At 68.6% G+C, this 25,303-nt stretch carries 24 protein-coding genes and 2 pseudogenes; 10 read left to right on the plus strand and 16 right to left on the minus strand.

Annotation, left to right across the window (positions count from 1 at the left end):
- The first annotated feature begins 41 nt into the window (after positions 1-41).
- The gene (locus tag ACRX5W_RS15110; protein WP_436788636.1) at positions 42-1,613 is read left to right on the plus strand and encodes an amino acid permease; all 1,572 of its coding nucleotides are present in this window, start codon (positions 42-44) and stop codon (positions 1,611-1,613) included.
- Positions 1,614-1,619: 6 nt separating this feature from the next.
- Here ACRX5W_RS15110 and ACRX5W_RS15115 read toward each other — a convergent pair whose 3' ends face one another.
- Together ACRX5W_RS15115 and ACRX5W_RS15120 are read right to left on the minus strand one after the other, a co-directional pair.
- Entirely contained in the window at positions 1,620-2,411 is a 792-nt protein-coding gene (locus tag ACRX5W_RS15115) for a hypothetical protein (RefSeq protein WP_436788637.1), read from the minus strand.
- A 75-nt stretch (positions 2,412-2,486) separates the two neighbouring features.
- On the minus strand, positions 2,487-2,714 hold the full coding sequence (locus ACRX5W_RS15120; protein WP_436788638.1) for an SDR family NAD(P)-dependent oxidoreductase: 228 nt from the start codon (positions 2,712-2,714) through the stop codon (positions 2,487-2,489).
- 325 nt (positions 2,715-3,039) lie between these two features.
- Between ACRX5W_RS15120 and ACRX5W_RS15125 the strand changes: the two genes are divergently transcribed.
- Positions 3,040-3,765 carry an SDR family oxidoreductase gene (locus tag ACRX5W_RS15125; protein WP_436788639.1) on the plus strand — a complete coding sequence of 242 codons (726 nt, stop codon included), beginning with the start codon at positions 3,040-3,042 and terminating at the stop codon, positions 3,763-3,765.
- 432 nt (positions 3,766-4,197) lie between these two features.
- Here ACRX5W_RS15125 and ACRX5W_RS15130 read toward each other — a convergent pair whose 3' ends face one another.
- Together ACRX5W_RS15130 and ACRX5W_RS15135 are read right to left on the minus strand one after the other, a co-directional pair.
- Positions 4,198-4,530 (minus strand): PIN domain-containing protein, encoded by a 333-nt coding sequence (locus ACRX5W_RS15130; protein WP_436788640.1) that lies wholly within the window; start codon positions 4,528-4,530, stop codon positions 4,198-4,200.
- Positions 4,531-4,601: 71 nt separating this feature from the next.
- A complete protein-coding gene (locus tag ACRX5W_RS15135; RefSeq protein WP_436788641.1) occupies positions 4,602-4,820 on the minus strand; it encodes a type II toxin-antitoxin system VapB family antitoxin in 219 nt (72 codons plus the stop codon).
- Between the two features lie 488 nt (positions 4,821-5,308).
- On the opposite strand from ACRX5W_RS15135, the gene ACRX5W_RS15140 reads away from it, so the two are divergent.
- Positions 5,309-5,608 carry a hypothetical protein gene (locus tag ACRX5W_RS15140; protein WP_436788642.1) on the plus strand — a complete coding sequence of 100 codons (300 nt, stop codon included), beginning with the start codon at positions 5,309-5,311 and terminating at the stop codon, positions 5,606-5,608.
- Between the two features lie 291 nt (positions 5,609-5,899).
- Here the strand turns inward: ACRX5W_RS15140 and ACRX5W_RS15145 are convergent, their stop codons facing one another.
- Both ACRX5W_RS15145 and ACRX5W_RS15150 read right to left on the minus strand, forming a co-directional pair.
- Positions 5,900-6,169, minus strand: coding sequence for a DUF397 domain-containing protein (locus ACRX5W_RS15145; RefSeq protein WP_436788643.1), 270 nt, complete (start codon positions 6,167-6,169; stop codon positions 5,900-5,902).
- A gap of 2 nt (positions 6,170-6,171) precedes the next feature.
- The gene (locus ACRX5W_RS15150; RefSeq protein ID WP_436788644.1) at positions 6,172-7,041 is read right to left on the minus strand and encodes a helix-turn-helix domain-containing protein; all 870 of its coding nucleotides are present in this window, start codon (positions 7,039-7,041) and stop codon (positions 6,172-6,174) included.
- Between the two features lie 149 nt (positions 7,042-7,190).
- On the opposite strand from ACRX5W_RS15150, the gene ACRX5W_RS15155 reads away from it, so the two are divergent.
- Positions 7,191-7,637: an ATP-binding protein gene (locus tag ACRX5W_RS15155; protein WP_436788645.1), complete on the plus strand. Its 447-nt coding sequence runs from the start codon at positions 7,191-7,193 to the stop codon at positions 7,635-7,637.
- Here the strand turns inward: ACRX5W_RS15155 and ACRX5W_RS15160 are convergent.
- Entirely contained in the window at positions 7,630-8,865 is a 1,236-nt protein-coding gene (locus ACRX5W_RS15160) for a hypothetical protein (RefSeq protein ID WP_436788646.1), read from the minus strand. The two genes, ACRX5W_RS15155 and ACRX5W_RS15160, sit on opposite strands and share 8 nt — an antisense overlap.
- 182 nt (positions 8,866-9,047) lie before the next feature.
- On the opposite strand from ACRX5W_RS15160, the gene ACRX5W_RS15165 reads away from it, so the two are divergent.
- The 3 genes from ACRX5W_RS15165 to ACRX5W_RS15175 all read left to right on the plus strand — a co-directional run bounded on the left by ACRX5W_RS15165 (position 9,048) and on the right by ACRX5W_RS15175 (position 11,320).
- A complete protein-coding gene (locus tag ACRX5W_RS15165) occupies positions 9,048-9,215 on the plus strand; it encodes a hypothetical protein (protein WP_436788647.1) in 168 nt (55 codons plus the stop codon).
- A 133-nt stretch (positions 9,216-9,348) separates the two neighbouring features.
- A complete protein-coding gene (locus tag ACRX5W_RS15170) occupies positions 9,349-10,137 on the plus strand; it encodes a radical SAM protein (RefSeq protein WP_436788648.1) in 789 nt (262 codons plus the stop codon).
- A gap of 457 nt (positions 10,138-10,594) precedes the next feature.
- On the plus strand, positions 10,595-11,320 hold the full coding sequence (locus ACRX5W_RS15175) for a DUF4352 domain-containing protein (RefSeq protein WP_436788649.1): 726 nt from the start codon (positions 10,595-10,597) through the stop codon (positions 11,318-11,320).
- Here the strand turns inward: ACRX5W_RS15175 and ACRX5W_RS15180 are convergent.
- The 4 genes from ACRX5W_RS15180 to ACRX5W_RS15195 form a co-directional block, all read right to left on the minus strand.
- Positions 11,262-11,714, minus strand: a complete 453-nt coding sequence (locus tag ACRX5W_RS15180) for a hypothetical protein (protein ID WP_436788650.1) — start codon at positions 11,712-11,714, stop codon at positions 11,262-11,264. The genes ACRX5W_RS15175 and ACRX5W_RS15180 overlap by 59 nt on opposite strands.
- 216 nt (positions 11,715-11,930) lie before the next feature.
- Entirely contained in the window at positions 11,931-13,292 is a 1,362-nt protein-coding gene (locus ACRX5W_RS15185; protein WP_436788651.1) for a glycosyltransferase 87 family protein, read from the minus strand.
- Between the two features lie 382 nt (positions 13,293-13,674).
- A complete protein-coding gene (locus ACRX5W_RS15190; protein ID WP_436788652.1) occupies positions 13,675-15,792 on the minus strand; it encodes a 3-hydroxyacyl-CoA dehydrogenase NAD-binding domain-containing protein in 2,118 nt (705 codons plus the stop codon).
- Positions 15,789-16,991 (minus strand): thiolase family protein, encoded by a 1,203-nt coding sequence (locus ACRX5W_RS15195; RefSeq protein ID WP_436788653.1) that lies wholly within the window; start codon positions 16,989-16,991, stop codon positions 15,789-15,791. Before ACRX5W_RS15195 ends, ACRX5W_RS15190 begins: the two co-directional genes overlap by 4 nt.
- A 319-nt stretch (positions 16,992-17,310) precedes the next feature.
- Between ACRX5W_RS15195 and efeO the strand changes: the two genes are divergently transcribed.
- Both efeO and efeB read left to right on the plus strand, forming a co-directional pair.
- Positions 17,311-18,432, plus strand: coding sequence for an iron uptake system protein EfeO (efeO, locus tag ACRX5W_RS15200; protein ID WP_436788654.1), 1,122 nt, complete (start codon positions 17,311-17,313; stop codon positions 18,430-18,432).
- A 37-nt stretch (positions 18,433-18,469) separates the two neighbouring features.
- Complete coding sequence (gene efeB / locus ACRX5W_RS15205; protein ID WP_436788655.1) at positions 18,470-19,816, plus strand: iron uptake transporter deferrochelatase/peroxidase subunit; 1,347 nt, start codon at positions 18,470-18,472, stop codon at positions 19,814-19,816.
- Between the two features lie 93 nt (positions 19,817-19,909).
- Here the strand turns inward: efeB and efeU are convergent, their stop codons facing one another.
- From efeU to ACRX5W_RS15230, 5 genes and pseudogenes are all read right to left on the minus strand, one after another.
- Positions 19,910-20,758 carry an iron uptake transporter permease EfeU gene (efeU, locus tag ACRX5W_RS15210; RefSeq protein ID WP_436788656.1) on the minus strand — a complete coding sequence of 283 codons (849 nt, stop codon included), beginning with the start codon at positions 20,756-20,758 and terminating at the stop codon, positions 19,910-19,912.
- Between the two features lie 292 nt (positions 20,759-21,050).
- A complete protein-coding gene (locus ACRX5W_RS15215; RefSeq protein WP_436788657.1) occupies positions 21,051-22,322 on the minus strand; it encodes a ribonuclease D in 1,272 nt (423 codons plus the stop codon).
- Between the two features lie 123 nt (positions 22,323-22,445).
- Positions 22,446-22,646: pseudogene (locus ACRX5W_RS15220) on the minus strand (response regulator transcription factor); the annotation flags it as partial.
- A 116-nt stretch (positions 22,647-22,762) separates the two neighbouring features.
- Positions 22,763-23,126: pseudogene (locus ACRX5W_RS15225) on the minus strand (response regulator); the annotation flags it as partial.
- A 204-nt stretch (positions 23,127-23,330) separates the two neighbouring features.
- The gene (locus ACRX5W_RS15230; RefSeq protein ID WP_436788658.1) at positions 23,331-23,939 is read right to left on the minus strand and encodes a DUF3000 domain-containing protein; all 609 of its coding nucleotides are present in this window, start codon (positions 23,937-23,939) and stop codon (positions 23,331-23,333) included.
- Between the two features lie 93 nt (positions 23,940-24,032).
- On the opposite strand from ACRX5W_RS15230, the gene hemE reads away from it, so the two are divergent.
- Positions 24,033-25,112, plus strand: coding sequence for a uroporphyrinogen decarboxylase (gene hemE / locus ACRX5W_RS15235; RefSeq protein WP_436788659.1), 1,080 nt, complete (start codon positions 24,033-24,035; stop codon positions 25,110-25,112).
- Positions 25,113-25,303 lie beyond the last annotated feature (191 nt).

Below are 25,303 nucleotides of genomic sequence, written 5' to 3' on the forward strand. Positions count from 1 at the left end.
ACTATCCATGACCTGACACCGAGCGAAGCGGGGATCAGGCCATGGGTGCCTCAAGTCCTTCCGGGACAAAACCGTCCAGGAGCAAGTCCGCGTTCCGGACCAAGTCCGTCGAGCAGTCGATCCGGGACACGGACGATCCGGAGCACGGCCTCAAGCGCGCGTTGTCCGCGCTCGATCTGACGGTGTTCGGTGTCGGCGTCATCATCGGAACCGGCATCTTCGTGCTCACCGGCACGGTCGCGCGGGACACGGCGGGGCCCGCGGTCGCGCTGTCCTTCATCGCCAGCGGCGTGGTGTGCGCGCTCGCGGCCCTGTGCTACGCGGAGTTCTCGTCGACGGTCCCGGTGGCCGGTTCGGCGTACACATTCGCGTACACCTCGATCGGCGAGCTGCCGGCGTGGATCATCGGGTGGGACCTGATCCTCGAACTCGCCTTGGGGGCCGCGGTCGTCGCGGTCGGCTGGTCCGGGTACGTGCAGTCCCTGCTGGCGTCCGCCGATGTGACGCTGCCCAGCGCGCTCAACGGCGGCACGGAGGACGACTGGGGCTTCAACCTCCCCGCGACGCTGCTGGTGCTCGCGCTGACCGCGATCCTGGTGTACGGCGTGAAGCTGTCCTCGCGCTTCACCGCGATCATCGTCGCCATCAAGGTCACCGCCGTGCTGCTGGTGATCTTCGCGGGGATGTTCTTCATCAAGGCGGACAACTACTCGCCGTTCATCCCCGACAAGCAGCCGCCCGAGGACGCCAACGGCGGTCTCAAGCAGCCGTTGATCGAATGGATCAGCGGGTTCGAGGCGTCGACGTTCGGTGTCATGGGGATCTTCTTCGGCGCGGCGACCGTCTTCTTCGCGTACATCGGCTTCGACATCGTCGCGAGCGCCGCCGAGGAGACCAAGAGGCCGCAACGCGACCTGCCGATCGGCATTTTGGGTTCGCTGGCGATCTGCACGGTGTTGTACGTCGCGGTTTCACTCGTCGTCACCGGCATGCAGCACTATTCCGAACTGTCCACGGACGCACCGCTGTCCGACGCCTTCAAGGCGACCGGGCACGGGAACTGGGCATGGGTGATCAACACGGGCGCGGTGGCCGGTCTGACATCGGTGACGATGATCATGCTGCTGGGGCAGAGCCGGGTGTTCTTCGCGATGAGCCGCGACGGACTGCTGCCGAAGTTCTTCGGCGAGACACACCCGGTCTACCGCACGCCCTATCGCTCGACCATCGCGCTCGGGACGGTCGTTGCGGTGGTCGCGGGCCTGATCCCGCTCAAGCAGCTCGCCGAGCTCGTCAACATCGGCACGCTGTTCGCGTTCGTCGTGGTATCGATCGGGGTCATCATCCTGCGACGCACGCGCCCGGACCTGCCGCGCTCGTTCCGTACCCCGTGGGTGCCGTATCTGCCGATCGCGTCGGTTCTCGCGTGCCTGTGGCTGATGGTCAACCTGCCGGTCGAGACGTGGTGGCGGTTCCTGGTGTGGATGGCCGCCGGATTCGTCATCTACTTCGCGTACAGCCGCAAGCACAGCCGCATGGGCCGCCCCCCGGCCGGGAGTCCGCCGCGGCCGGACGGCGCGGCCGAGCAGAGAAACACCCCCGAACTGCTGTGACCGCGTTCACCACAGCTGGTCGGTGTACGTGTCGCGCCCGGGGACGGTGGGGATCCACGGCGCGGCGAATGTCACCGTGCCGATGCCGGATGTGTTGATTCGGTCGGCCCACGAGCGGAAGGCATCCCAGTTCTCGCGCGGGTCTTCGACGAGGAAGTAGAGCTGGAGACTGCGCGTGGCGGCGTTCGGGTCGCGCGGGACGAAGGCCGGGGCGTCGTCGGCGAGCGGCACCGCGGTCCAGGCGGCGACCGACTCGATGGGCGAACCGGCAAGGAACTCAGGCAGGTTCGTATCGAACCAGGTCTCCAGCTCGGTCTGCGAGACCCCGTCGGCGCGCTGCACCGCGAGTGAGACGAGGCCCTGGTATCCGTGGTCGAGTGCGAGTTCGAGCGGCACCGGGTCGTCGTCGCGGTACCAGCGCCGGTCGTGGAGGTACATGCCGGTGTGCGCGTGCACGCGGTTCGGGAAGCCGCGGTCGTGTGAGTAGAGCCAGTTGACCTGCTCGACGGCCCATGTGTTCCACTCGTCCCACTGGCCCTCGTTGACCCAGTAGACGGCGAGAAACGAACCCGCGTCCACGGCCGGCACGAAATCCGACTCGGCCGGGAAGCGCAGCTCCTTCAACTCCCGGGTGGCCACCCACCGTTTGCCCGCGAGCATGCCGGGGCCGATCATGCAGCCGGCGTAGAAGTGGTCGCGCTCGTACCAGCGGTGGTACTCGACTTCGTGGCCGCGCTCGGGGTCGACCGCGGTGAACAGCATCCCGGTCGCCCGGATCGGGTACTCCTTGAAGCCCATGCTCATCCCTCCACGACGGCTAGCTGACACTACGTCAGATCTGATGCAATGTCAGTACGCCTGCGTCTCTCCACCTCATGGAACATCGAACGCTCCGAACTCCGCATACGAGGCCGTCAGAAACGTCCGGACGGCATCTTCTTCCCGCACATCGACCGTCGCCGCGTACACGCGCCGCCCGGCCTCTTCGACGGCCTTCACCGTCGCGCCCATGTCCTCCCGGTCGCACACCGCGACATCCGCCCCGAACCGCGCGAGCGCGGCAGCTGTGGCCGCGCCGATACCCCGCGCCGCGCCGGTCACGACAGCCGTGCGCCCCTGAAGCAGCACTGTCGAAGGGTCCAGAACCACCGCAGCCTCCGAGGTCGCCGACAGTGATGCCCGCACACGATGCCATCTGACGCTGCGTCAGGGAAGACCCTGCGCCGTGCGCCAACTGTCGTCGACGGCAGCCGGACCGGCAAACCCAATTCCTCCCCATCGCCGCCTCTGGCACCAGCACGTCGGCCGTCGTACCGTGACCCGGACCGCGCCCCCGCTCGCTCAGCGCCTCTTGACGGTCCATCAGCTCTTCGCACCGCCGAACGCACCTCTCCCACGCGCGCGTTTCACCGGAAGGAACGTTCCCATGGGCAAACTCGACGGCCGCGTCATCCTCATCACCGGCGCCGCGCGGGGCCAAGGCGAAGCCGAGGCCCGCCTGTTCGTCGCCGAAGGCGCCCGCGTCGTGCTCGGCGACGCCGCCCGCTACACCCACCTCGATGTCGCCTCCGAAGCCGACTGGACCACCGCCGTCGCCGATGCCGTCTCCGCCTTCGGCAAACTCGACGGCCTGATCAACAACGCCGGAATCCTGCGCTTCGGCGCCATCGTCGACACGTCCCTCGACGAGTACATGCACATCGTGAACGTCAACCAGGTCGGCGTCTTCCTCGGCATGAAGGCCGTCATCCCCGCTCTGACCGCAGCCGGCGGCGGCACCATCGTCAACACCTCGTCCAGCAGCGGCCTCCAAGGCCTCGCCGGAATGGTCGGCTACACCGCGACCAAATTCGCGGTACGAGGCATGACCAAGGCCGCCGCCCTCGAACTCGGCCGCGTCGGCATCCGCGTCAACTCCATCCATCCCGGCGGAATCGACACCCCGATGACCCGCCCCGAAAGCGTCGACGGCCTCGTCAGAGACGACACCTCCCTCGGCAACATCTACGGCAACCTCCCGATCCCCCGCGTCGGCCAACCCGAGGAAGTAGCCAAACTCGCCCTCTTCCTCACCTCCGACGACTCCTCCTACTCCACCGGCTCCGAGTTCGTCATCGACGGCGGCCTCACCGCAGGCCCGCCCTGGGGCTGAGCCCCATCGGTGGATTGGGCGATCACCCCGGCGGCCCGGACGCGGGGACGGTACCCGAGGGAGGTCGTCGGACCTTCGTCGGCCGAAATCGTAGGGGCCGACGGGCGCCGGACTCGCTCAGCGGTTCGGGTGGGGCCCGCAATACCAGGCGGAACGCGATGTGGCCATGCACCCGCGACCCCCTCGGCGGATCCTTGAGCGGCGATAAAGGCGTATGCGGAGGGGCGGATCGGGTGCGAGTGGTTGCCCGACTCGTCGGCGAGAAGGTCGGAGACATGGAAGCGCGGCCGGCAGAGGCCGGTGTGGCGCCGCCCCCGCAACCAGTACGCCGCGATGCTGTGGACGACTTGCTCGTACGCGCGCGGGCCGAGGAGTGAACGCGTGCGAGACAAGGACCGCAGCCGCGCGTGATCCGTTCGTCCAATCGCGGGGTCAGACTCGGGGTTGCAAACGAAGCATTCGAATATCCGGGCGCACCTTGGCGACCGCGGCGAAGTCGTCGTCGACGTGGAGCAGCGTCAGCCGGTGGTGCTCGGCTGTGAGCGCGATCAGGATGTCTATGGGCGACGGGCCCCGATGGTGGCCGATGCGCGCCAAATCGCGCTGCACCCCGATGATTCGCGGCCAAGGGTCCTCGATCGTTGGAACCCAGGCGAAGGTTTGGCCAAGCATGCTGAAGAAAGGCTCGTAGTCGCGGTCGGTACGCAGGCCGGGCATCAGCTTGGCCTCCACCGGCGCGCAGATGGCGACAAGGCCGCGAGCCACGTTCTCCGTCTACGGAGAGCCGAGTTGTTTGCGCAGGACGCGCCACACCGCGGAGGTGTCGGCGAGGTATGTCACAGTCCGGATCGCTCGCGTTCTTCCAGTACGTCGAAATCCAGGAACGCTTCGGCGTTCTCCTGCAACCACCGCAAGGCGCGCGCACGGTCGTCGGCGCTGATCGCTGCCGCTATGGCCAGCGCGCGGTTGATGGTGTCTCGTTTTGTGGTGGTTCCCAGCCGGTGTTGAGTAAAGGCCAGCATGTCGTTGTCGACGTCGACCAGGGTTTTGGACATACGGGAACCCCCTCACATTGCGGCGAGGGCCACAGCGCGCTGGGATCTCACCATCGCTCGCAGTTGGGTAACGCGTGCGGCAAATGCTTCCGTCTCCGGCCGTGGTGGTGGTGGTGCGGGGGTGGCCGCGCCGGAGCATGGGCCGCACACGGCGGTGCTGTGGCCGCGTGGCAGAGGATCGCGGCAGGCACGGCACTCGGCGAGCGCGGGTGTGCGTGTGGCCGATTCCCGGCGCGGGTTGGGCAGTTTGCGGGTGAGGCGGTCGGCGAGCAACGCGCGGGGGTTGCGGATGACTTGAGGGAGTCCTTCGGTGAGGAGGGCTCGGCTGTCCGGTTCGGAGACGCCGGTGGAGAGCCAGTTTTCGGCGAGGTGCGCCAGGCTTTTTTACCTGGGGTCTTTTTCCCGTCAGGGAACGTTCCCGGTGCACCCTTCGCCGGGCGGCCGGTTCCCGTCGGTGCGGGAAGCGGCGGCTTGGTGGACCCGGTGTCGTGCCGGGTGTCACGGATCAGTGTCTCGGTGCGGATGCGGCCGGTTTCGGAGTCCCGGACGGTACGCCGCACGTAGTAATCGGCCTTCACCAGTTCGTCGAGCGCGTTCGCCACGCCCTGCCGCCCCAGGCCGGCGCGACGGTCGGCGAGGACGCGTACGTCGATGCGCGCGCCGTCGGGAAGGGACAGCAAGTGGACGAGGACGCCGAGGGCGGGGTAACTGATCCCGGGATCCTGGAGGACGTCGTTGCCGAGCACGCTGAACGCGCGCGTACGCCGGGTAAGCTGAACTCGCATTGAAGAGCTGCTTTCTTCGTGCCATGCCCCGGGGTGCGCCAACACCGCCGGGGTCATTTGTGTTGTTGATCCACCACGAAGCGTAGCCGCTCGCAAGCGCGCCAACCAACGAACCGGACGAAGACCCCACTCGTTGTCGTCACGCGTCCGCCACACCGAGGGCCCGACCTACAGCAACCGCATTGCCCAACGCGGCACTTCCCGATCACCGCGGCAGGGGCGGCGAGCGTTGAGATGTACAAATCCCGTGTCCCTGCGCGGGATTCGTGCGTCTCAACGCGCGGAGCCGGGCGTTCAGCGGCCGGCGAGCCGCCGGGTGAAGCCGACCCAGTGTGGGGTGGGGAAGGCGAGTTGGGGGTGGCGGTGATCCTTGGAGTCGCGGACGAGGATGGCGGGGTGGTTGGGGGCCACCTCGACGCAGTCCCCGCCGGTTGCGGAGTATGAAGACTTGACGAACTTCGCGCGGGGCTCTCCGGGTGGTGCAGCGGCTACCTCAACGCAGTTGGCGTAACTGTCAGAATAGGTGGACTTGATCCAACTGATCCGGTTGTTACTTGCGCTCATCGTTACCCGTCTCGATCTGGATCGGCAAGCAAGTCGCGTAGGAAGCGGGAGGTGTCCGTGGTGCTGAGGGCCGCAGAGCGCAGGGAGTCGAAGACCAGCGTGTAGCCGGAGACCTCTGCGGTGCTGTCCAAATAGTGGCTGCTCGTGGCGTTTTCCAGGAAAACTGTGCTTCCGATGGTGTCACTTCCGAACGAGAAGATGACGAATGGTGCTGACATACAAGCGTATTCCGACGGGCTGAGTGGAAGAACCTGCAGTTGAACGTGCGGCAGCTCGACTGCTTCCAACAGCGCTTCGATCTGCGGCCGCCAAACGGATGCGCCACCGAGTCTGCCCGTCAGCGCGGGCTCCCAGATGATCGCGTGGAACCGTGAGGTCGCATTGGTCAGCAGGTGTCGGCGGCGCTCTTGTCGGATGTCGACGAGCTGGTCGGCCTTGTCGCGGGAGATGAGCGCCGGGTTCGACTGAAGCAGCGCGCGTGTGTAGCCCTCGGTTTGGAGTAGCCCCGGCACGTTGGTCACCTGCCATGTCCGGATGTAGCTCGCGTCGGTCTCAAGTCCGATGAACTCCGCGTAGTGCGGGGGAATCGTGTCCCCGTAGGACTCCCACCAACCCTCCTTGTTGCTGTTCCGTGCCAGGTGTTCGAGGTACCGGCGCTGATGCTCGTCGCTCACGGCGTAGGTATCGAGCATCAAGAGGAGTTCACCGACACGCGTGGTCACGATGCCGTTCTCCATCCGGCTGATCTTGGCCTCGCTACATCCCAGCACTTGCGAGACTTGCAGCATCGTCAGGTCATGGCTTTCGCGAAGCCGACGCAGTTCGGCGCCCAGACGTCGTGAGCGAACAGTCGGCTTTCCGCCAGCAGGCATGGTGGCTCCCCTGGGTGAACGGGACACGGATAGCTCGATCGAGTGACTTGATGTCAGCAAGACTTGCAGTCAATTCCATCTGACACGCATGGTAGCCGAATCACATCAGAGCGTGTCCGTTGAGACTTGAGTCATTTCAGAGGTGCGCCATGCCGTCTGTGCTCCCCGAACCCCGCCAATGGTGGGTCCCCGCCGAGCCCGCCTTCGTCCCCCTGATGCGGCGTCAAGTCCTCGCCGCCGTCCGCGAATGGAAGGTGTGCGACGACGCTGACGCCTTCGACGACATCGCCGTCTGCGCTTCCGAACTCGTCACCAACGGCGTCGACCACGCCTGGACATCCACGATCGGGGTCAGCGTTGCCTGGACCGGAACCGCCGTCCGCATCGAGGTGATCGACAAGGATCCGCTGATCCCCTCGCGTGGTGACGCGGACCTCAGCGACGTCCATGGCCGAGGCCTGGCGCTGCTCGAAGCGCTCGGCACGTGGGGCTCGGAGCGCAGGTCGTGCGGCAAGGTCGTGTGGGCGGAGATCCCCGTCCCCGTTGCCTCGGCGGCGAGCGTACCCCCAGCCCGGAGCAAGACGGGAACTAACTGAGCCAGGGCGGCTCTGGCGAGTAACCACCCGGCCGGGGATGCGTACTGCGCCGGTCCAGGTGTTCGTTCAGGTGCACGTCGTTGAGCATGTGCGGAAGATCTTCCGCCTTGATCCGGGGCAGCGTTTCGCGGGATGGTCCCCAGACCCAAAGTGATGACGCTGCAAGGGCGGTGAGCACAGCGTCTTGGTCAGGCGTGAGTTCGTGTTCGTGCTCCGGGACGCCCTCTGGAACGAGCGACAGCAGTCGGGACGCACCGCCGACGCCGTAGTCGCCGAAGGAAACCTGGCCTTGCAGATGGGGTAGAACTGCCACTGCGGCAGGCAGCAACTCGTCGATGGAGGCTGTGCGTTCGACAGCGGCCTCGAACAGAGTGCCTGCGACATACCGATGCCGAATTTTCGGTAGCGGTCGGACGAACCAGCCGTCGGCGGCAACTGGGTTGGCGAGGGCGGCGAGCAGGACCCGGGTGGCGTCCGGATTCTCCGCGCATGCCGGGGCGAGCGCGGCAAGGGCGCGGATCGCCGGGTCGGAGTCCTTCAGACAGGCACTGGTGTCCTGGCGCCACGCGACGCCGATGGTCAGGACCGCGGTCGCACGCTCGTGCCGGTCGGTCGCGTCGGCGAGCACGCCGCGCAACTCCACAGTGGCGGCGTTGCGTTCGTCAGCCAGCGTGGGAGTCTCCAGCAACGGCACACGCGCGGCGCGGGCGGCATCGCGTGTCTCGGCGTCAGGATCGTCCAGGTAGCGGGCGACCGCCGCGTACAACTCGGGCCGGATCACGCGGAAGGCTTCCAGTTCCGGATAGCTGTACCCAGGGGAGTCGTGTTCGCCCCACGCGGCGTCCTCCGCGAAGTCACGGAGACAGTGGATGATTTTGACGCGGAGACTGGGCTGGGCGCCGTCGCTTTCCCCGGAACGCGGATCGTCGAGGATCGCGGCCAAGTACCGGCCCACGACCGCCGAGACACCGTAGAAGCTGCTCTGGTGGAATGCGAGCGCGCAGACATGGCCCAAGGTGTCGGCCCTGACGGCCGGATCCGACGCCGACAACTGCCGCAGGAGGTCGGGCAAGTCGGGTATCGGGTCCTCGCTGGAATAGGGCGGTAGCGGGTAGCCGACCGCCGGCCCATACGCATGGTCGAGCACGCTCCAGTCCGTCTCATCGAGCAACACGGCAGCGGCTGGGGGAAGCAAAAACGTCACGACACGAGCGGCGTTTTCGGCCATGATTCCGGTTCGAAAAACGAAAGACGTATTCCGGTTTCGCTGATTCTCGCCGCGGTCGGTGCCTTCAGATGATCAAATTTCCTTGGCATACTGCACACGGGTAGCGGTGCAGCCGGGGGGTGCGATGGGGGATTGGCAGGCGCGCGCACTGCGGATCGCAACTCCGCTTTTATCTGCCGTGCTTGTGGGTAGAGTTGCCGGTCGGCCGCAGCAGCCTGTACGACCCGGAAATCACCCGCATCATCGAGCCCACACAGCGCTGGGTCCTGGCCAGCCCGGTGCTGCGGCTAAATATCGAGACCAACAGGCACGACGCCGAGCGCCTGCCGCACGGTGTGATTGTCTTCTAGGGCACGGACCTGCCGAACCCCGCGCCCGATCCAGGCCGCGTCAATACCCCGTTGCGGGATTCACAGATTTTCGCCGAGCACATGTCGCATGTGCTGAACATGCTGGAGTTGAGTTCACCGAGTGAGGCAGTCGATGGATATCCGCAGCACGGAGTTCCCTAAGTCCATATGTGTACGGCTCACCCGCCGTTGCAACGCCGCGTGTGCCTTCTGCCAGGCGCCGGATACGAGCCGCGCAGAGCTGTCGGAGGAGCAGCTCCGAGCGGTTTCCAAGGGCTTGGCGTCGCGTGGCGTGCGCTCGCTGAAGTTCTCCGGCGGGGAGCCCACCGTGCGGCGGGACCTTCCGCGCATCGTGAGCGGAGCGGCGGCGGCCGGATTGAAGCCGGTGGTCATCACCAACGGCCTGCTCGTACGCCCCGAGCTGATCGAGACGTGTGCGCGGGTGGGCGGCGAATTGAAATTCAGCGTGCACCGCCCGGACTCCGGCAACGATGAAGTGCTGCGCGTACGGTCGTTCGACCGGGTCGTCGCGAACATGTCCCGGGCCATCGACGCCGGAGTGCGTGTATCGGTCAACACTGTCGTTACCCGGCAACAATCGGCGGAACTACGCGCCATGGTGGATTTCGCACGCCGCGTCGGGGCGTGGAAAGTGAGTTTTATTCCCGTGGTGCCGCGAGGCCGGGCTGCCGAGCAGCAAGAGTTCGTGTTGAGTGAAGCCGAAGTGGGCCGCGTGCGAAGTGAAGTCGATGCGCTGGCGCAAGAGTTTCACGGCTTAGTGACCGTCCGATGTATCGATATAAGGAAAAATGACTACTGGATCATAGAAAACGATGGTGATCTGTGGGTGGAGAGGGCATCCGAAGCCACGGATGTCCGTATCTGTGATATCCATGAAATCGTTTCCCTGGCAGCCGTCTGATTTGCAACTCCTGGCGGGGTCCCATGGTCTTTCGGCAACGATCATCTATGACAAAAACCGCGCACATGGCCGACGTGCTCGTGGAAAATGATGCAGCGGTGCCTCGACCTGGCACATGAGGCTGCCTCGGTGGGCAACTACGCCCTCGGTGTTTTGGTGTTCCGGAACGATGAGGTGCTCGCGGAGTCGGGCAGCCGACGGTATCGGCGATGACAACGCCCCACCGCACATCCCCCTCCGCCGCTCGGTTGCAGGTCCGGCGGGCGGCTTGGCCCCGCACCCTGGAAGTTTCGAACTCGTGGGGGAAGGGCTTCGTTCGGGGCCAGGGCCGAGGAGGAGACGTAGCCGGACACGCTGGTATGCGAGCCGGCGGCCGACGTGCCCCGGTTGTTGTTGGAGTGTTCTTGGGGCGTCTGGGATTATGTCGCGTCCGAAGCAGGCGGCCGGGGGGAGCATGATGCTGATTCGTCGTGGAATGACGGGTGTTGCGGGGGTGTTGTTCGTCGTCGGGGGGCTGGGGGCGTGCAGCGACGGTGCCAAGGAGGTGGTGGACTCCGCGGCCAGGACGACCGACGCGGCGGCGATGGACTGCGACGATCCGAAGATTCCGGTGGGGGAGTGGAAGAAACGGTGTGCGTCACAGTCGCCGTCCAAGGATTCGGCGAAGGAGACCGCGAAGGAGACCGCCGAGGCTTCGGAGTCGCCGTCGTCTCGGGCGACCGCCTCGCAGGAAGAGGCCGCGTCTGATTCGCCTACGGCGCGTACGCCGGGCGCGTCAGCGAACGTCGGCGACAAGATCGCGCTGACGGGCAGGGACGGCCAGAAGTTCGATGTGACGCTGGTTCTGGTGGTCGACCCGGCGCAGCCCAGGGACACGTACTCCACACCCGACCCCGGCAACCGCCTGGTCGCACTGCAATGGCGGGTCACCAACACCGGGACGGTCATCGTCGACGCGGTGCCGGCGTTCTCCACAAAGCTGATCGACGAGCAGGGCCAGGTCTTCGAACTCTCCTTCGGCGCACGTGCCGTGGGCGTCGAGTTCCCGACATCGGTGCAGATTCCGCCCGGTGACTCCCGCCTGGGCTTCGTGACCTACGAGATCCCCACTAGCGCAAAGGTCGTCAAGGCCGAGTTCGAAGGCGGCTACAACGAGCCGTCCGGGCAGTGGCGGGTGGCGTGACCCGACGGCTCAGCGCCTCGGCGGCGGCCAGGGCCGTTCCCGCGGCGGCCGACGCGCCCGCCAGGGTGGCGATCACGACGCGCGTGCGCGGGAGTTCGGGCCAGTGGTGGCGGGTGACGAGGGTGTCGCCGACGTCGGCGGCGGCCGAGGCGAGGGCCCAACCGGTGAAGCCGCGGCCGGTGAGGGCGCTCGCGGCGGTGCCCGCGCCCAGGGCGATGTCGCGTACGCCCAGTGCCCGTGCGAAGACGGTGGCCCCGGCCGTGTCGGAGTCGCGGCCGATCCAGGGGCGCGATACCAGCGGGGGCGCGGTGATCGCCACGACGCCCAGTGCGACCCGGGCGGCACCCCACCCCGCGCCCGCCCAGCGCACCTTCTTGCTCGGATCAAGGGCCATCGCGACCTCCTTCGGGGAACCTCAGGCGACCGTACCGCCTGGTCCGTGCGATTCCGCCGCAAGACTTCCGCGCGGGCGGCGACCGGATCGGCTCGGGAGTGTCTCGATGCCCGCCCCTTCCGGCAATTCGCGAACCGCGCGGTGCCTTCGGCGTCGGGTGTCCCGCGCGGAACTCGCCTCAGCCGGATGACGGTGAGCAGACGGCCGGTGGCGCTTTCATCGGCGAACGCGCACAGACAGCACCGCACACACCAGCAACATCAGCAGCCCCCAGAGAACGTACGCATTGGCGAGCAACAGGTCGGGAAACGCGAGGTGGAGTTCTCGGCCGGCCCGGTAGGGCACGCGCCAGATGATCCCGGTGGGGACGGCTTTCGGCAGTTCGACGCGGTGTGCCGGAGGCGCCAGCATGACGGCGGGCAGTACGCACGCCCCCGCGAGCAGCGCGGGACGCCGCCACCAGGGTGAGCGCACGTTGCGGCCGGCGCTCACCAGTAGCACCGTGCCCGGCACGATCCACACCCAGTGGTGCGACCACGTTATCGGCGCAATCAGCAGACCGGTCAGCGCAGTCGTGCACAGCCCGGCCAACTCGCCTTGGCTGCGGGAGCGTTCGTCAAGCCCGGAGGCGGCGCGGCGCTGGAGCACGGCCGCTGACGCGATGCCGACGAGAGCGACGGCCGCGGTGAGCGGCAGCCAGACGGCCACCGAGGGTTCGGGGTCGCTCAGCACGCGAGCGAGGGCGCCGCGCAGCGACTGGTTGCCGGGCCACTCGAACGGCCCGACACGCGATGTGTCGAGGAAAAGCAGGTCTCCCCAGTAGCGCATGGACGCCTCGGGCAGCAGCGCCAGGCCGATCGCGACCGTGGCTGTGAACGTGCCCAGGGCGGTGAGCGTTTCGCGGATGCGGCCGGTCGCGAGCAGGTAGAGGACGAAGCAGGCGGGGGTGAGCTTGATGCCGGCGGCGATGCCGATGCCCACGCCCACACGACGGTCGCCCGGCGGCCGGGAGAAGTCGTACAGGACCAGGCACATGATGAGCAGGTTGATCTGGCCGAACCGCAAGGTCTCCTGGACCGGTTCGGTCCACAGCAGGACGCCGGCGGTCACCGCCGAGGCCGGGTGCCGGGTCCGCGGCGACGCGACGCCGGCCAGGCCCCAGGCGAGGTACGCGGCGAAGTACAGGAGCAGGAGGTTCGCGACGACACCGAGTGGCTTGGCCAGCCCGAGCGGCAGCAGCGAGAACGGGCCGAAACCCAGTGCGGCCCAAGGCGTGTACGTGAACGGCAGGCGCGCCGCGCCGACGGTTTGCTCGTAGAGGTCCTGCCCACCGTCCAGGGCGGCGGTGCCTCCGGCGTGGTAGACGCGCAGGTCGCCGAGCCACCACATCTGGGCGGGACGGGTCATCGCCAAGGCGAGGTAGGCGAGCAGGGAGACGGCCGCGATCACCGCCCACACGTGCGGGGGCAGGCGTGGGGCGGCGAACCGAAGGGGGGTGCCGGGCCGGTTGCGGGGTCGGCGTCCGGCGAGGAAACGTGGCCGGCCGGAGCCGGTCCGATCAGGGGACGGCTCGGACATGCGCTGAGCGTGTCAACGCCCGTTTGACCATGTCAAATGGCAGGTGACGGCCTGTCAGGTGACAGCGCCCGCGCCCGCATCGGTTCAGGCCCAAAGGAGGAGTTCGCCGCGCACACGGTCTTCGGGCCGGTGGTCCGCAGGCTGAGCCTCACCGGCACCGCGGTGGGGGCTGTTCGCGCGGCACGGTCGACGCCACCTGCGGTCTCCCGCTCGCCGGCGCGCCGGGTGAGGGAGGTGCATGACGGCGATGACGCCGAGGGCCCGGAGCCGACGGCTCCCGCCCCGCAAAGAGGCCGCCGTTCGCGGGGAGGGGGCGGCCCGCGAACGGCGGCTCGGGGAGCGTGCGGCCCGCGTTTCGAGGGGGACGGGCCGCACGCGGGCTTCAGCGCGGCACCGACGCCACACCCGGGTCGAGGAACCGCTTGCCGGTCACCTTCTCCGACACCCCCGCCCGGTCGAGGTACGGCGTGATCCCGCCCAGGTGGAACGGCCACGCCGCACCGGTGATCATGCACAGGTCGATGTCCTGCGCCGCCTGCACCACACCCTCGTCGAGCATGAGCCGGATCTCCTGCGCGAGTGCCGCGAGCGCCCGCTCGCGGACCTGCTCGGAGGTGAGCGGCGACGAGCCGACCTCCAGCAGCGCGGCCACCTCGGGATCGACCTCAGGGGCACCCGACTCCCAGGTCAGGAACGACCGCTTGCCGGCGCTGACCACGCGCTCCAGGTTCGCCGAGACGCCGAACCGGTCGGGGAACGCGGTGTGCAGGGTCTCGGACACGTGCGCCGCGATGGCCGGGCCGACCAGTTCGAGCAGCACCATCGGCGACATCGGCAGGCCGAGCGGTTCGAGCGCCTTGTCGGCGACGTCGATCGGCGTGCCCTCGTCGACCGCCGCGAGCACCTCGCCCAGGAACCGGGTCAGGATCCGGTTGACCACGAACGCCGGGGCGTCCTGGGCCAGCACCGCCGTCTTCCGCAACTGCTTGGCGACGCCGAACGCCGTTGCCAGCGAAGCGTCGTCGGTCTGCTCGGCACGCACCACCTCCAACAGCGGCAGCACCGCGACCGGGTTGAAGAAGTGGAAGCCGACGACGCGTTCGGGGTGCGCGAGCTTCGACGCCATCTCGGTGACCGACAGCGAGGACGTGTTGGTCGCCAGCACGCATTCTGCCGAGACGACGGCCTCGACCTCGGCGAACACCTGCTGCTTGACCGACATCTCCTCGAAGACGGCCTCGATGACGAAGTCCGCGTCCGCGAACGCCTCTTTGGACAGCGAGCCGGAGACCAGCGCCTTGTAGCGGTTCGCCGCATCCGGGCTGAGACGCTTCCTGGCGAGCAGCTTGTCGATCTCGTCGCGGACGTAACCCACGCCCTTGTCGACGCGCTCCTGGTCGATGTCGGTGAGAACGACCGGGACTTCGAGGCGCCGCGCGAACAACAGCGCGAGCTGGGAGGCCATCAGGCCCGCGCCGACGACGCCGACCTTGGTGACGGGCCGCGCCAGCGACCGGTCCGGCGCACCCGCCGGACGCTTGGCCCGCTTCTGCACCAGGTCGAACGCGTAGAGCCCCGAACGCAGTTCGTCGCCCATGATGAGGTCGGCGAGCGCTTCGTCCTCCAGTGCGAACCCGGCCTCGACGTCGCCGCTGCGGGCCGCGTCGATGATGTCGAGCGCCCGGTACGGCGCCGGGGATGCGCCGTGCACCTTCGCGTCGGCGATCGCCCGGCCCTGCGCGACGGCCTTGTCCCAGCCCTCGCCGCGGTCGAAGTCGGTGCGCTCGACAGTGACTTCGCCCGTCACCACGCGCGCGGCCCAGCGCAGCGACTCGGCGAGGAAGTCCGCCGGGTCCAACAGCACGTCGGCGATGCCGAGTTCGTACGCCTTGACGCCGTTCAGCTGTTTGTTCTGGTCGAGTGCGTTCCCGATGACCACCGAGACCGCCTTCTCCGGCCCGATCAGGTTCGGCAGCAACGTGCAGCCGCCCCAACCCGGAACCAGCCCGAGGAAGCACTCCGGCAGCGAGAACGCGGGCACCGCCGACGAGATCGTGCGGTAGGTGCACGCGAGGCCGATCTCGACGCCACCGCCCATCGCGGCGCCGTTGTAGAACCCGAACGTCGGCACCGGCAGCGACCGCAGCCGCCCGAACGCCGCGTGCCCGGCCTGCCCGATCGCGAGGGCCTGCTCGCGGTTCCGGATGACGCCGACGCCCTTCAGGTCCGCGCCGACCGCGAAGATGAACGGCTTGCCCGTCACACCCGCGGCGACGATCGCGCCGGACGCGGCAAGCTGCTCCACCTGGTCGAGTGCCGCGCCGAGTTCGGCGAGCCCGGCGGGCCCGAATGTCGTGGGCTTGGTGTGGTCCTGCCCGTTGTCCATGGTGATCAGCGCGAACTTGCCTGCCCCGTAAGGCAGGTCGACAAGCCGCACCGGGAATCGGGTGACAAGTTCGTCCGGGAACACGTCCCGGGCGAGCTGCTTGAGGTCCGTCACTTCTCGCCCTCCCAGTGGGGGTTCTCCCAGATGACCGTTCCGCCCATGCCCAGGCCGATGCACATCGACGTCAGGCCGTAGCGGACCTCGGGGTGGTCCTCGAACTGCCGGGCGAGCTGCGTCATCAGCCGCACGCCCGACGACGCGAGCGGGTGGCCGTACGCGATCGCGCCGCCGTACTTGTTGACGCGCGGATCGTCGTCGGCGATGCCGTAGTGGTCCAGGAACGACAGCACCTGGACGGCGAACGCCTCGTTCAGCTCGAAAAGCCCGATGTCGTCGATCGTCAGGCCCGCGCGCTCCAGCGCCTTCTCGGTCGCCGGCACCGGCCCGATGCCCATGACCTCCGGCTCGACTCCGGCGAACGCGTACTGCACGAGGCGCATCTTGACCGGCAGCCCGAGCTCGCGCGCGGTCTCCTCGGACGCGATGATCGCCGCAGTGGCGCCGTCGTTGAGGCCCGCCGAATTGCCGGCGGTGACGCGGCCCCGCACCCGGAACGGTGTCTTGAGTCCCGCAAGGCCCTCCAACGTCGTTCCCGGGCGCGGCTGTTCGTCATCCGTGGCGAGACCGAAGCCCTGCTCCTGCGAGCGGACCGCGACGGGCACGAGGTCCTGCTGGATCACCCCGTCCGCGTACGCCTTGGCGGCCTTCTCCTGGCTGCCGACCGCATACGCGTCGGCGCGCTCCTTGGTGAGCTGCGGGAACCGGTCGTGGATGTTCTCCGCCGTCGAGCCCATGATGAGCGCGGACGGGTCGACCAGCTTCTCGGCGACGATGCGCGGGTTCGGATCGGCCTGCTCGCCCATCGGGTGGCGGCCCATGTGTTCGACGCCGCCCGCGATGGCGATGTCGAGCGCGCCCAGTGCGATGCCGCCCGCGACATTGGTCACCGCGGTCATCGCGCCGGCGCACATACGGTCGACCGCGTAGCCGGGCACCGACTTCGGCAGCCCGGACAGCAGCGCCGCCGTACGGCCGATCGTCAGGCCCTGGTCGCCGATCTGCGTGGTGGCCGCGATCGCGACCTCGTCGACCTTGTCCCCGGGCAGTTGTGGATTGCGGCGCAGCAGCTCCCGGATACAGGCGATGACCAGGTCGTCGGCGCGGGTCTCGTGGTACATGCCCTTGGGGCCGGCCTTGCCGAAGGGGGTTCGGACACCGTCGACGAAGACGACGTCCCTGGGGTGGCGAGACACAGTGGCAGCACTCCTCGTGGAAGGGTTACGCACCCATGCTACTCATGAGTAATAAGTACGCCTAGGGGGTGTTACCGACGGTACGCCGCGGTGCGCCCGTGGGCCTCCAGGCACGCGGCGGTGTCCCCGGGGTGCCTCTGGATTGCGTTGAGTAAGTGTTTGGGTGCGTATTGGCGATGTTGCCCGATCTTTGCGACATCCTGACCGGCTTTTTGCGGATGAATGCCAAAATCAGCGAAGCCTTCGCTCACTTAGCCTCCCCTTACTTCCCCTCTTCCTTCGCAAATAACGTCCCGTTCCAAGCCACGCTGGAGTCCCCATGCCTGCCGCCCGCCGTACGCTCGCCGCCATAGTCGGGACCGCTGTACTGGGCGTTCCCGCCCTGGTCGCGTGCAGCAGCGACGCCGGCGGCGACGCCGTCAAGGTCACCGCGACGGACAAGAAGTGCGAGGTCGCCAAGACCGACTGGAGCGAGGGCAAGAACACCCTGAAGATCACGAACAAGGGCAGCCAGGTCACCGAGGTCTACGTCTACGCCCAAGGCGACCGCATCATCACCGAGCGGGAGAACATCGGTCCGGGCCTCTCCGTGGAGATCACCTTCGAGATCAAGCCCGGGCAGTACGAAGTGGCGTGCAAGCCCGGAATGAAGGGCGACGGCATCCGCCAGGCGGTCACGGTCGCGGGCAAGGCCGAGGAGAAGCCGCTCGATCCGCGCCTGGCCAAGGCCGTCGCGGACTACCGCGCGTTCGTCCAGGAACGAGTCGACTCGTCACTGCCGGTGCTGGAGCAGTTCGTCGCCGCGGTCAAGGCCGGCGACACCGCCAAGGCCAAGGAGCTCTACGCCAAATCCCGCCACGGCTGGGAGAGCATCGAGCCGGTCGCCGAGAGCTTCGGCGACCTCGACCCGAAGATGGACGCCCGAGAGGCCGATCTTGAGCCGGGCCAGGAGTTCACCGGCTGGCACCGCCTGGAGAAGACCCTGTGGACGACCGGGCAGATCACCCCGGACGACCACACGTACGCCGACCGGCTCCTCGTCGACTACAAGGACCTCCAGGCCAAGGTCGGCACCGCCGAGATCACCCCCACCTCGATCGCCAACGGCGCGAAGGAACTGCTCGACGAGGTCGCGACGGGCAAGGTCACCGGCGAGGAGGAGGCGTTCAGCCACACCGACCTCGTCGACTTCGACGGCAACGTCGCCGGCGCGAAGAAGGCGTTCGAGCTGCTGAGGCCCGTCGTGGCGGAGAAGGACCCGGCCCTGGACGGGACCCTGACGGCGGAGTTCGCCGCGATCGACGCGCTGCTCGCGAAGTACCGGCAGGGCGACGGCTACGTCTCGTACGACACGGTCGGCGACCAGCAGCGCAAGGAACTGTCCGACGCCGTCAACGCGCTCGCCGAGCCGTTGTCCAAGCTGGCCGCCGTCGTCGCGTGACGGCCTGCGCACCACTGCACCGGCGAAGGAGATCGCGATGACCGAAAACAAGCCCGGCCGCGCGGAAGAGGCACAGGAAGAGGCACCCGAAGCCGAGGCGGCGGTGGGATGCACCGACGCCACACCGCCGCCCGCGTCCGCCGAGCGCTCCGGGGTGAGCCGCCGCGCGCTGATCGGCTGGACCGGCGGCGCGCTGGCCGTCGGCGCGGGCGCCGCGGGCGGAGTCGCCGCCGCGGTCACCACGTCCGAAAAGGACACCGGTACGCGCGTCACCACCCACGCGGTTCCGTTCGAGGGCGCGCACCAGGCCGGCATCGCGACACCCGTCCAGGACCGCCTGCACTTCGTCGCCTTCGACGTCACCACGGACGATCGCGCCAAGCTCGTCAGGCTCCTACAGCAATGGACCGCCGCCGCACGGGCCATGACGCAGGGTCAGCCCGTGGGACTGGGCGCCGTCGGCGGCATCGCCGAGGCGCCGCCGGACGACACCGGCGAGGCACTCGGCCTGCCGGCGGCGAACCTGACACTCACCATCGGGTTCGGGCCGACCTTGTTCGTCAAGGACAACAAGGACCGCTTCGGTATCGCGGCCAGACGTCCCGTCGCGCTGGCCGACCTGCCGCCCTTTCCGGCGGACAACCTCGACCCCGCGCGCTCGGGCGGCGACATCTGCGTCCAGGCGTGCGCGGACGACCCGCAGGTCGCGGTGCACGCGATACGCAACCTCGCGCGCATCGGGTTCGGCACGGTCGCGGTGCGCTGGTCCCAGCTCGGGTTCGGGAAGACCTCGTCGACGACGCCGGACGCGCAGACTCCGCGCAACCTCTTCGGCTTCAAGGACGGGACGCGCAACATCGCGGGCACCGAGACCGAGCGGCTGGACCGGCATGTGTGGGCGCGTGCCGAAGACGGCTCGGACTGGATGGACGGCGGCTCGTACCTCGTCGCCCGGCGCATCCGCATGCACATCGAGACGTGGGACCGCACCCCGCTCGGTGAGCAGGAGGACATCATCGGCCGGGACAAGAACGAAGGCGCGCCGATCGGGGCGAGCGGCGAGCACGACGACGTGCCGCTGAAGGCGCTCAAGGACAACGCGCACGTGCGGCTGTCGCACCCCGACAGCAACGACGGAGTGACGATCCTGCGCCGCGGCTACTCGTTCGTCGACGGCTCCGACGGCCTCGGCCGCCTCGACGCGGGCCTGTTCTTCATCGCCTACCAGCGCGACCCGAGGCACGGTTTCATCCCGTTGCAGCAGAAACTGGCATCGCAGGACTCGCTCAACGAGTACATCCAGCACGTCGGTTCGGCGCTCTTCGCCTGTCCGCCGGGCGTGCGCGGTCCGGACGACTACTGGGGCCGGACACTCTTCGGCTGAATTCCGCGGACCAAGAACCACAACCATCGGGCGGGCCGTTCCTCACGGAAGGGCCCGCCCGATCCCACGTCGTCCGCCGCCCGCTCGGCGGTCCTACGCCTGCACGGCGTCCTGCTGCCCGGCAACCGTCGGCGCGGACTTGGGCTTCGGCCGATGGAACAGGAAGACCGCCATCACCGGCACGAGGTACGCCGCCCACACCACGCACTGCGCGACCGTCGGGTTCGGCTGGAAGTTGAAAATGCCCTTGAGCAGCGTGCCGTACCAACTGCCCGGCTCGATGGTCTCGGAGACGTCGAACGCACGGTTGTTCAGACCCGGCACGAAGTCGGCCTCCTGAAGGTCGTGGACACCGTACGCGAGCACACCTGCGGCGACCACGATCAGCGCACCGCCGGTCCACGTGAAGAACTTGGCGAGGTTGATGCGCACCGCGCCCCTGTAGAAGAAGTACGCCAGGATGACCGCCGACACGATCCCCAGGGCGACGCCGATCAGCGGGTCGCTCCCGTCGTCGGTCGCGCGCACCGCCGTCCAGACGAACAGGGCCGTCTCCAGGCCCTCGCGGCCCACCGACAGGAACGCGGTCAGCACCAGCGCGCCCGTGCCCATCGCGATCGCGGCGTCCAGCTTGCCGTGCAACTCGGCCTTCAGGTGCCGCGCCGTGCGACGCATCCAGAAGACCATCCAGGTCACCAGGGCCACGGCGAGGATCGACAGCGAACCCCCGAAAAGCTCCTGCTGCTCGAACGTCATCTCCGCCGATGTGAACTCCAACAGCGCCCCGAACCCGAGGCTGAGCACCACCGCCACGGCCACCCCGCCCCACACGGGCGCCAGCTTGTCCGTGCGGCCGGTCTTGACCAGGTAGGCCACGAGAATGCTGACGACCAGAGCAGCCTCAAGGCCCTCACGCAGGCCTATCAGGTAGTTGGCGAACACGGGCAGATCTCCTAAGGCATGCGAACAGCGCCGCGCGGTTGCACGGAAAACAATCAGGAGGAAAGTAGGCAAGGCTCACCAAAGCACTTGGCCTGCGACAGCGTCAATGCGCGAAGTGGTGCTGTGGCACACAGATGGCGTCAAATGTTTGGAAAGCCGCCCGCGGAACGCCGGAGAGTAGGCGAAATATCGCGCTGCGGCGTCACCGGCCGTCCGGGCAAGCCGCGTTATCGCACTTTGCGGCCGCCGTAATGTTGCGCGTTAAAGCGATAAAGAAACCTCCCCAAACGCGTTATCGCGCGGGTGGCGTGCCGTTTCGAGTGGAGTGGGCGGCGATGCGGAGGAAGGCGCCCGAGAGGGCGGGCGCGGTGAGCCGGATCTGCCATTCGCGTGCGCCCTGGGCCCGCAGCACGTCGGCCACCGCATCGGCGGAGGGCACCGACGGGGGTGCCCAGGCGAGACGCCGCACGGTGTCCGGGGCCAGCAGGTTCTCGGTCGGCAGACCGTGCTCGTCGGCGATTGCGGCGACCGCAGTCTTCGCGGCCGTCAGGCGCTCCGCGGCCGCCGGATCCTTGTCGCCCCAGGCACGGGCGGGCGGCGGACCTTCCTGAACGAGAGTCGCCGGCGGCAACTGGTCCTCCGGAACCGCGCGTCCGGCCGTGATCGCAGCCAGCCACGCGCTCGCCTGGCGGCGGCTGTCCCGGCCGGTGAAGCCCGGCAGCGCCATCAACGCGGACACCGATCCGGGGCCGGCCAGCGCGGCCTCGATGATCGCCGCGTCCGGGATCACCCGACCGGGTGACACGTCCTTGGTCCGGGCGATCTTGTCGCGGGTCTCCCACAGCGCGCGCACGATCGCAAGCTGGCGGCGCCGGCGCACCCGGTGCAGGCCGGACGTACGCCGCCACGGGTCGACCCGCGGCGGCGTCGGCGGGGCCGCGACGATCGCGGCGAACTCCTCCAGGGCCCACGCGAGCTTGTCCTGCTCGGTCAGCACCTCTTCGAGACGGTCGCGAAGCTCGACCAACACCTCCACGTCGAGCGCCGCGTAGCGCAGCCACGGCTCGGGGAGCGGGCGGGTCGACCAGTCGACCGCCGAATGGCCCTTCTCCAGCGAGTATCCGAGCACGGTCTCGACCATGGCGCCCAGGCCCACGCGCGGGTACGCCGCGAGCCGCGCGGCAAGCTCGGTGTCGAAGATCCGGCGCGGCACCATGCCCACTTCGGCGAGGCACGGCAGATCTTGCGACGCCGCGTGCAGAACCCATTCGGCGTCGGCGAGTGCGTCCCCCAGCCCGGACAGGTCCGGACAGGCGATCGGGTCGATCAGGGCTGTGCCGGCCCCCGCGCGGCGCAACTGGATCAGGTAGGCCCGCTGCCCGTACCGGTAACCCGACGCCCGTTCGGCGTCCACGGCCACGGGACCGTCGCCCGAGGCGAAGGCCGCAACCGTCTCGGCGAGGGAGTCGGCATCCGCCACCACCGGCGGGACGCCCTCGCGAGGTGCCAGCAAAGGGACCGGCGCCGACTGTTCGGAAACGGTTTGTTCGAAAGCGTCGGTCACCTCTACAAAATACGCCGAGTCCCCGGCAGGCGATGACGCCGCCTGCCGGGGACTCGGCACGTGTGTCCGATTTGATGGCCTACGGGGGTGTCTGTCGAGCGGTAGAACCGGGCCGCCCGGTCATCAGTTGATGATTCCCGCGCGCAGGGCGAGCGCCACCATGCCGGCCCGGTCGCCCGTGCCCATCTTGCGGGCAATGCGGGCCAGGTGGCTCTTCACCGTCAGCGCGGACAGCCCCATCGCCTGCCCGATCGCCTTGTTGGAACGGCCTTCGGCAACCAGCCGCAGCACCTCGATCTCGCGGGCGGAGAGCTCGCGGCAGCCCGACGTGGGATCGGTCCCGTGGTGGTCGGGGCGGATTCGTGGGGCTGACGACATACCCGCCATACCCGCCATACCCGTCATGCTCGCCTGCCGCGCGTGTCCCGGAGTCAATCCCGCCCGCGCGCCCGTCACGACATAGCCCCGTACGCCCGCGGCAAGCGCGGAGCGTACGGCACCGATGTCGTCGGCGGCGGAAAGCGCCAGACCGTTCGGCCAGCCACAGGCCCGCATCTCAGTGAGCAGGGCCAGGCCGGAACCGTCGGGCAAGTGCACGTCCGCGATGCAAAGGTCACGCGGCGTGCCGGCACGGGATCGAGCCTCGGCGATGGTCGACGTCCCGACGACGTCGCGCACCCCGAGAGCCCACAGATGGCGGATGACCGCGTCACGGACCCGAGGGTCCCCGACGACGACCATTGCCGTGGGCTTGGACGAACGGTAGGCGAGCAGGTTTGCGGGGTGATCGAGAAGTACCGACACCGGGCCTCCTGCGCAGTGATCGTGATTCCCGTAAAGAAGCAACTTCTTACGCTTGCTCCATCGGGGTGGTCACTGTGTCCTTCGGCAGATCCGCGCCCGGCCTTTAGAAGAAGATCCAAATCCGTTTAGGGCAATTTGTGCGGGCCTGCTCGGCAACGCAGGAATTCACCGCCCCGGCGGGTCCGCAACAGCGCGCCGTCGTTCTCAGCGGTCGCGCGGCGCCGAGCGGGACGGCATCGGAACCACCCCGCCCTCCCCGCCGCGGCGGCCGGTGGGCGGCAGCGGTGGCAGGCCCGAGCACGTGCACAACAGATCGAGCCACGCCTGCATATGGGGGGCCAGGTCGCCGCCGACCGGCGTCCACGACGCGCGGATCTCGATCTCGGTCCGCGCGATCTGCCCTTGCAGACCGCCGAAGCCCTGCGACGTCGCGCGCGTGACCGTGCCGCTGGGCGCGGTGTACGCCGCGCCGTGCGTGTGCAGGGCCTCGGTCAGCCACGTCCACCCGACCTCGGGCAGCAGCGGGTCGGTGGCCATCTCCGGCTCCAACTCCGCGCGCGACATGGTGACGAGCCGGAACACGCCCTCCCATGCCTCATGGCCGTCGGGATCGTGCAGCAACACGATCCGCCCGCCGCCCAACTCCTCGTCCTCGACCACCACTTCGGCCGAGAACGCGGCCGAGAATGGGGCCAGGTTGCGTGGGCGCGGCATGTCCGTGAGCTCGATCTCGGGGCGCAGCGCCGCGGCCCGCATTTGCTCCACCGCGCGGCGGAACTCCGCGGGCTCCTCCGTTTCGCCGACTGCTGACATGCCCGGCAGCGTATGTGCGGGGCCGCGGTCGGCCGAGGAGGCGCGCGGGCCCGACCGCCGGGAGGCGCAGGATGCATTCGGAGGTCTGCGAGGATGGGCCATGTGACTGACACGCCTACCACGGCCCCCAGCTCCTCCGCCGACGTCCGCGACTCGGCGTTCCTGCGGGCCTGCCGCCGCGAGACGGTGCCGCACACCCCGGTGTGGTTCATGCGCCAGGCCGGCCGCTCGCTGCCCGAGTACCGCAAGGTGCGCGAGGGCGTCGCCATGCTCGATTCGTGCATGATGCCGGACCTGATCACCGAGATCACGCTGCAGCCGGTCCGCCGCCACAAGGTCGACGCGGCCATCTTCTTCAGCGACATCGTCGTGCCGCTCAAGGCCATCGGCGTCGACCTCGACATCAAGCCGGGGGTCGGCCCGGTCGTCGCGCACCCGATCCGCAGCGCGGCCGACCTGGCGCAACTGCGCGACCTCACGCCGGACGACGTGCCGTACGTCGCCGAGGCGGTACGGCAGTTGACCGGCGAACTGGGTGGAACGCCGCTCATCGGTTTCGCGGGAGCGCCGTTCACCCTGGCCAGCTACCTCGTGGAGGGCGGGCCGTCGAAGAACCACGAGTTCACGAAGGCGATGATGTACGGCGAGCCCGAGCTGTGGGCGGCTCTGCTCGACCGGCTCGCGGACATCACGTCGCAGTTCCTCGCGGTGCAGATCGAGGCGGGCGCGTCGGCGGTCCAGTTGTTCGACTCCTGGGCGGGCGCCCTGTCGGCGGCCGACTACCGGACGTCGGTGATGCCGGCCAGTGCGAAGGTGCTCGCGTCGGTCGCCGGCTACGGGATCCCGCGCATCCACTTCGGGGTCGGCACCGGCGAACTCCTCGGCCTCATGGGCGAGGCGGGCGCGGATGTGGTCGGCGTCGACTGGCGCGTCCCGCTGGACGAGGCCGCGCGGCGCGTGGGGCCGGGCAAGGCGGTGCAGGGCAACCTCGACCCGGCCGTGTTGTTCGCGCCGCACGAGACCATGTGCGCCAAGGCCGGTCAGGTGCTGGCCGAGGGGCGGGCCGCCGAGGGGCACATCTTCAACCTGGGGCACGGGGTGCTGCCGAACACCGATCCGGGGACGCTCACCGCGCTTGTGGAGTACGTGCACGAGAACTCGGTGCGCGACTGATCCCGCGTCGGGACCGGTTTCGCGTGGGTGGGCTCTTCCGGAGCGGGGTGGGTGGCCATGCGGGTGTAGCGGGCCCGTGGTCGCGCTTGCCCGCGCTCGGCTGCGGGGCGCCGGACCATCTGGGCTGAACCGAAGCGGTCCGTTGTACGCGCCATCGGCGAAGCGCTGCTCGGGGGCGGGGGGGGGGGAGG

It is taken from the genome of Yinghuangia sp. YIM S10712 (genome assembly GCF_051388935.1).
Classification (GTDB): domain Bacteria; phylum Actinomycetota; class Actinomycetes; order Streptomycetales; family Streptomycetaceae; genus Yinghuangia.

Coding starts and splice junctions, on each gene's coding strand:
- ACRX5W_RS15155 (WP_436788645.1), top strand. CDS start 7,191: ATGCCGTCTGTGCTCCCCGAACCCCGCCAATGGTGGGTCCCCGCCGAG.
- ACRX5W_RS15125 (WP_436788639.1), top strand. CDS start 3,040: ATGGGCAAACTCGACGGCCGCGTCATCCTCATCACCGGCGCCGCGCGG.
- ACRX5W_RS15230 (WP_436788658.1), bottom strand. CDS start 23,939: ATGTCAGCAGTCGGCGAAACGGAGGAGCCCGCGGAGTTCCGCCGCGCG.
- ACRX5W_RS15115 (WP_436788637.1), bottom strand. CDS start 2,411: ATGGGCTTCAAGGAGTACCCGATCCGGGCGACCGGGATGCTGTTCACC.
- ACRX5W_RS15170 (WP_436788648.1), top strand. CDS start 9,349: ATGGATATCCGCAGCACGGAGTTCCCTAAGTCCATATGTGTACGGCTC.
- ACRX5W_RS15160 (WP_436788646.1), bottom strand. CDS start 8,865: ATGGCCGAAAACGCCGCTCGTGTCGTGACGTTTTTGCTTCCCCCAGCC.
- ACRX5W_RS15150 (WP_436788644.1), bottom strand. CDS start 7,041: ATGCCTGCTGGCGGAAAGCCGACTGTTCGCTCACGACGTCTGGGCGCC.
- hemE (WP_436788659.1), top strand. CDS start 24,033: ATGGGCCATGTGACTGACACGCCTACCACGGCCCCCAGCTCCTCCGCC.
- ACRX5W_RS15135 (WP_436788641.1), bottom strand. CDS start 4,820: ATGTCCAAAACCCTGGTCGACGTCGACAACGACATGCTGGCCTTTACT.
- ACRX5W_RS15185 (WP_436788651.1), bottom strand. CDS start 13,292: ATGTCCGAGCCGTCCCCTGATCGGACCGGCTCCGGCCGGCCACGTTTC.
- efeB (WP_436788655.1), top strand. CDS start 18,470: ATGACCGAAAACAAGCCCGGCCGCGCGGAAGAGGCACAGGAAGAGGCA.
- efeO (WP_436788654.1), top strand. CDS start 17,311: ATGCCTGCCGCCCGCCGTACGCTCGCCGCCATAGTCGGGACCGCTGTA.
- ACRX5W_RS15145 (WP_436788643.1), bottom strand. CDS start 6,169: ATGAGCGCAAGTAACAACCGGATCAGTTGGATCAAGTCCACCTATTCT.
- ACRX5W_RS15180 (WP_436788650.1), bottom strand. CDS start 11,714: ATGGCCCTTGATCCGAGCAAGAAGGTGCGCTGGGCGGGCGCGGGGTGG.
- ACRX5W_RS15175 (WP_436788649.1), top strand. CDS start 10,595: ATGCTGATTCGTCGTGGAATGACGGGTGTTGCGGGGGTGTTGTTCGTC.
- ACRX5W_RS15110 (WP_436788636.1), top strand. CDS start 42: ATGGGTGCCTCAAGTCCTTCCGGGACAAAACCGTCCAGGAGCAAGTCC.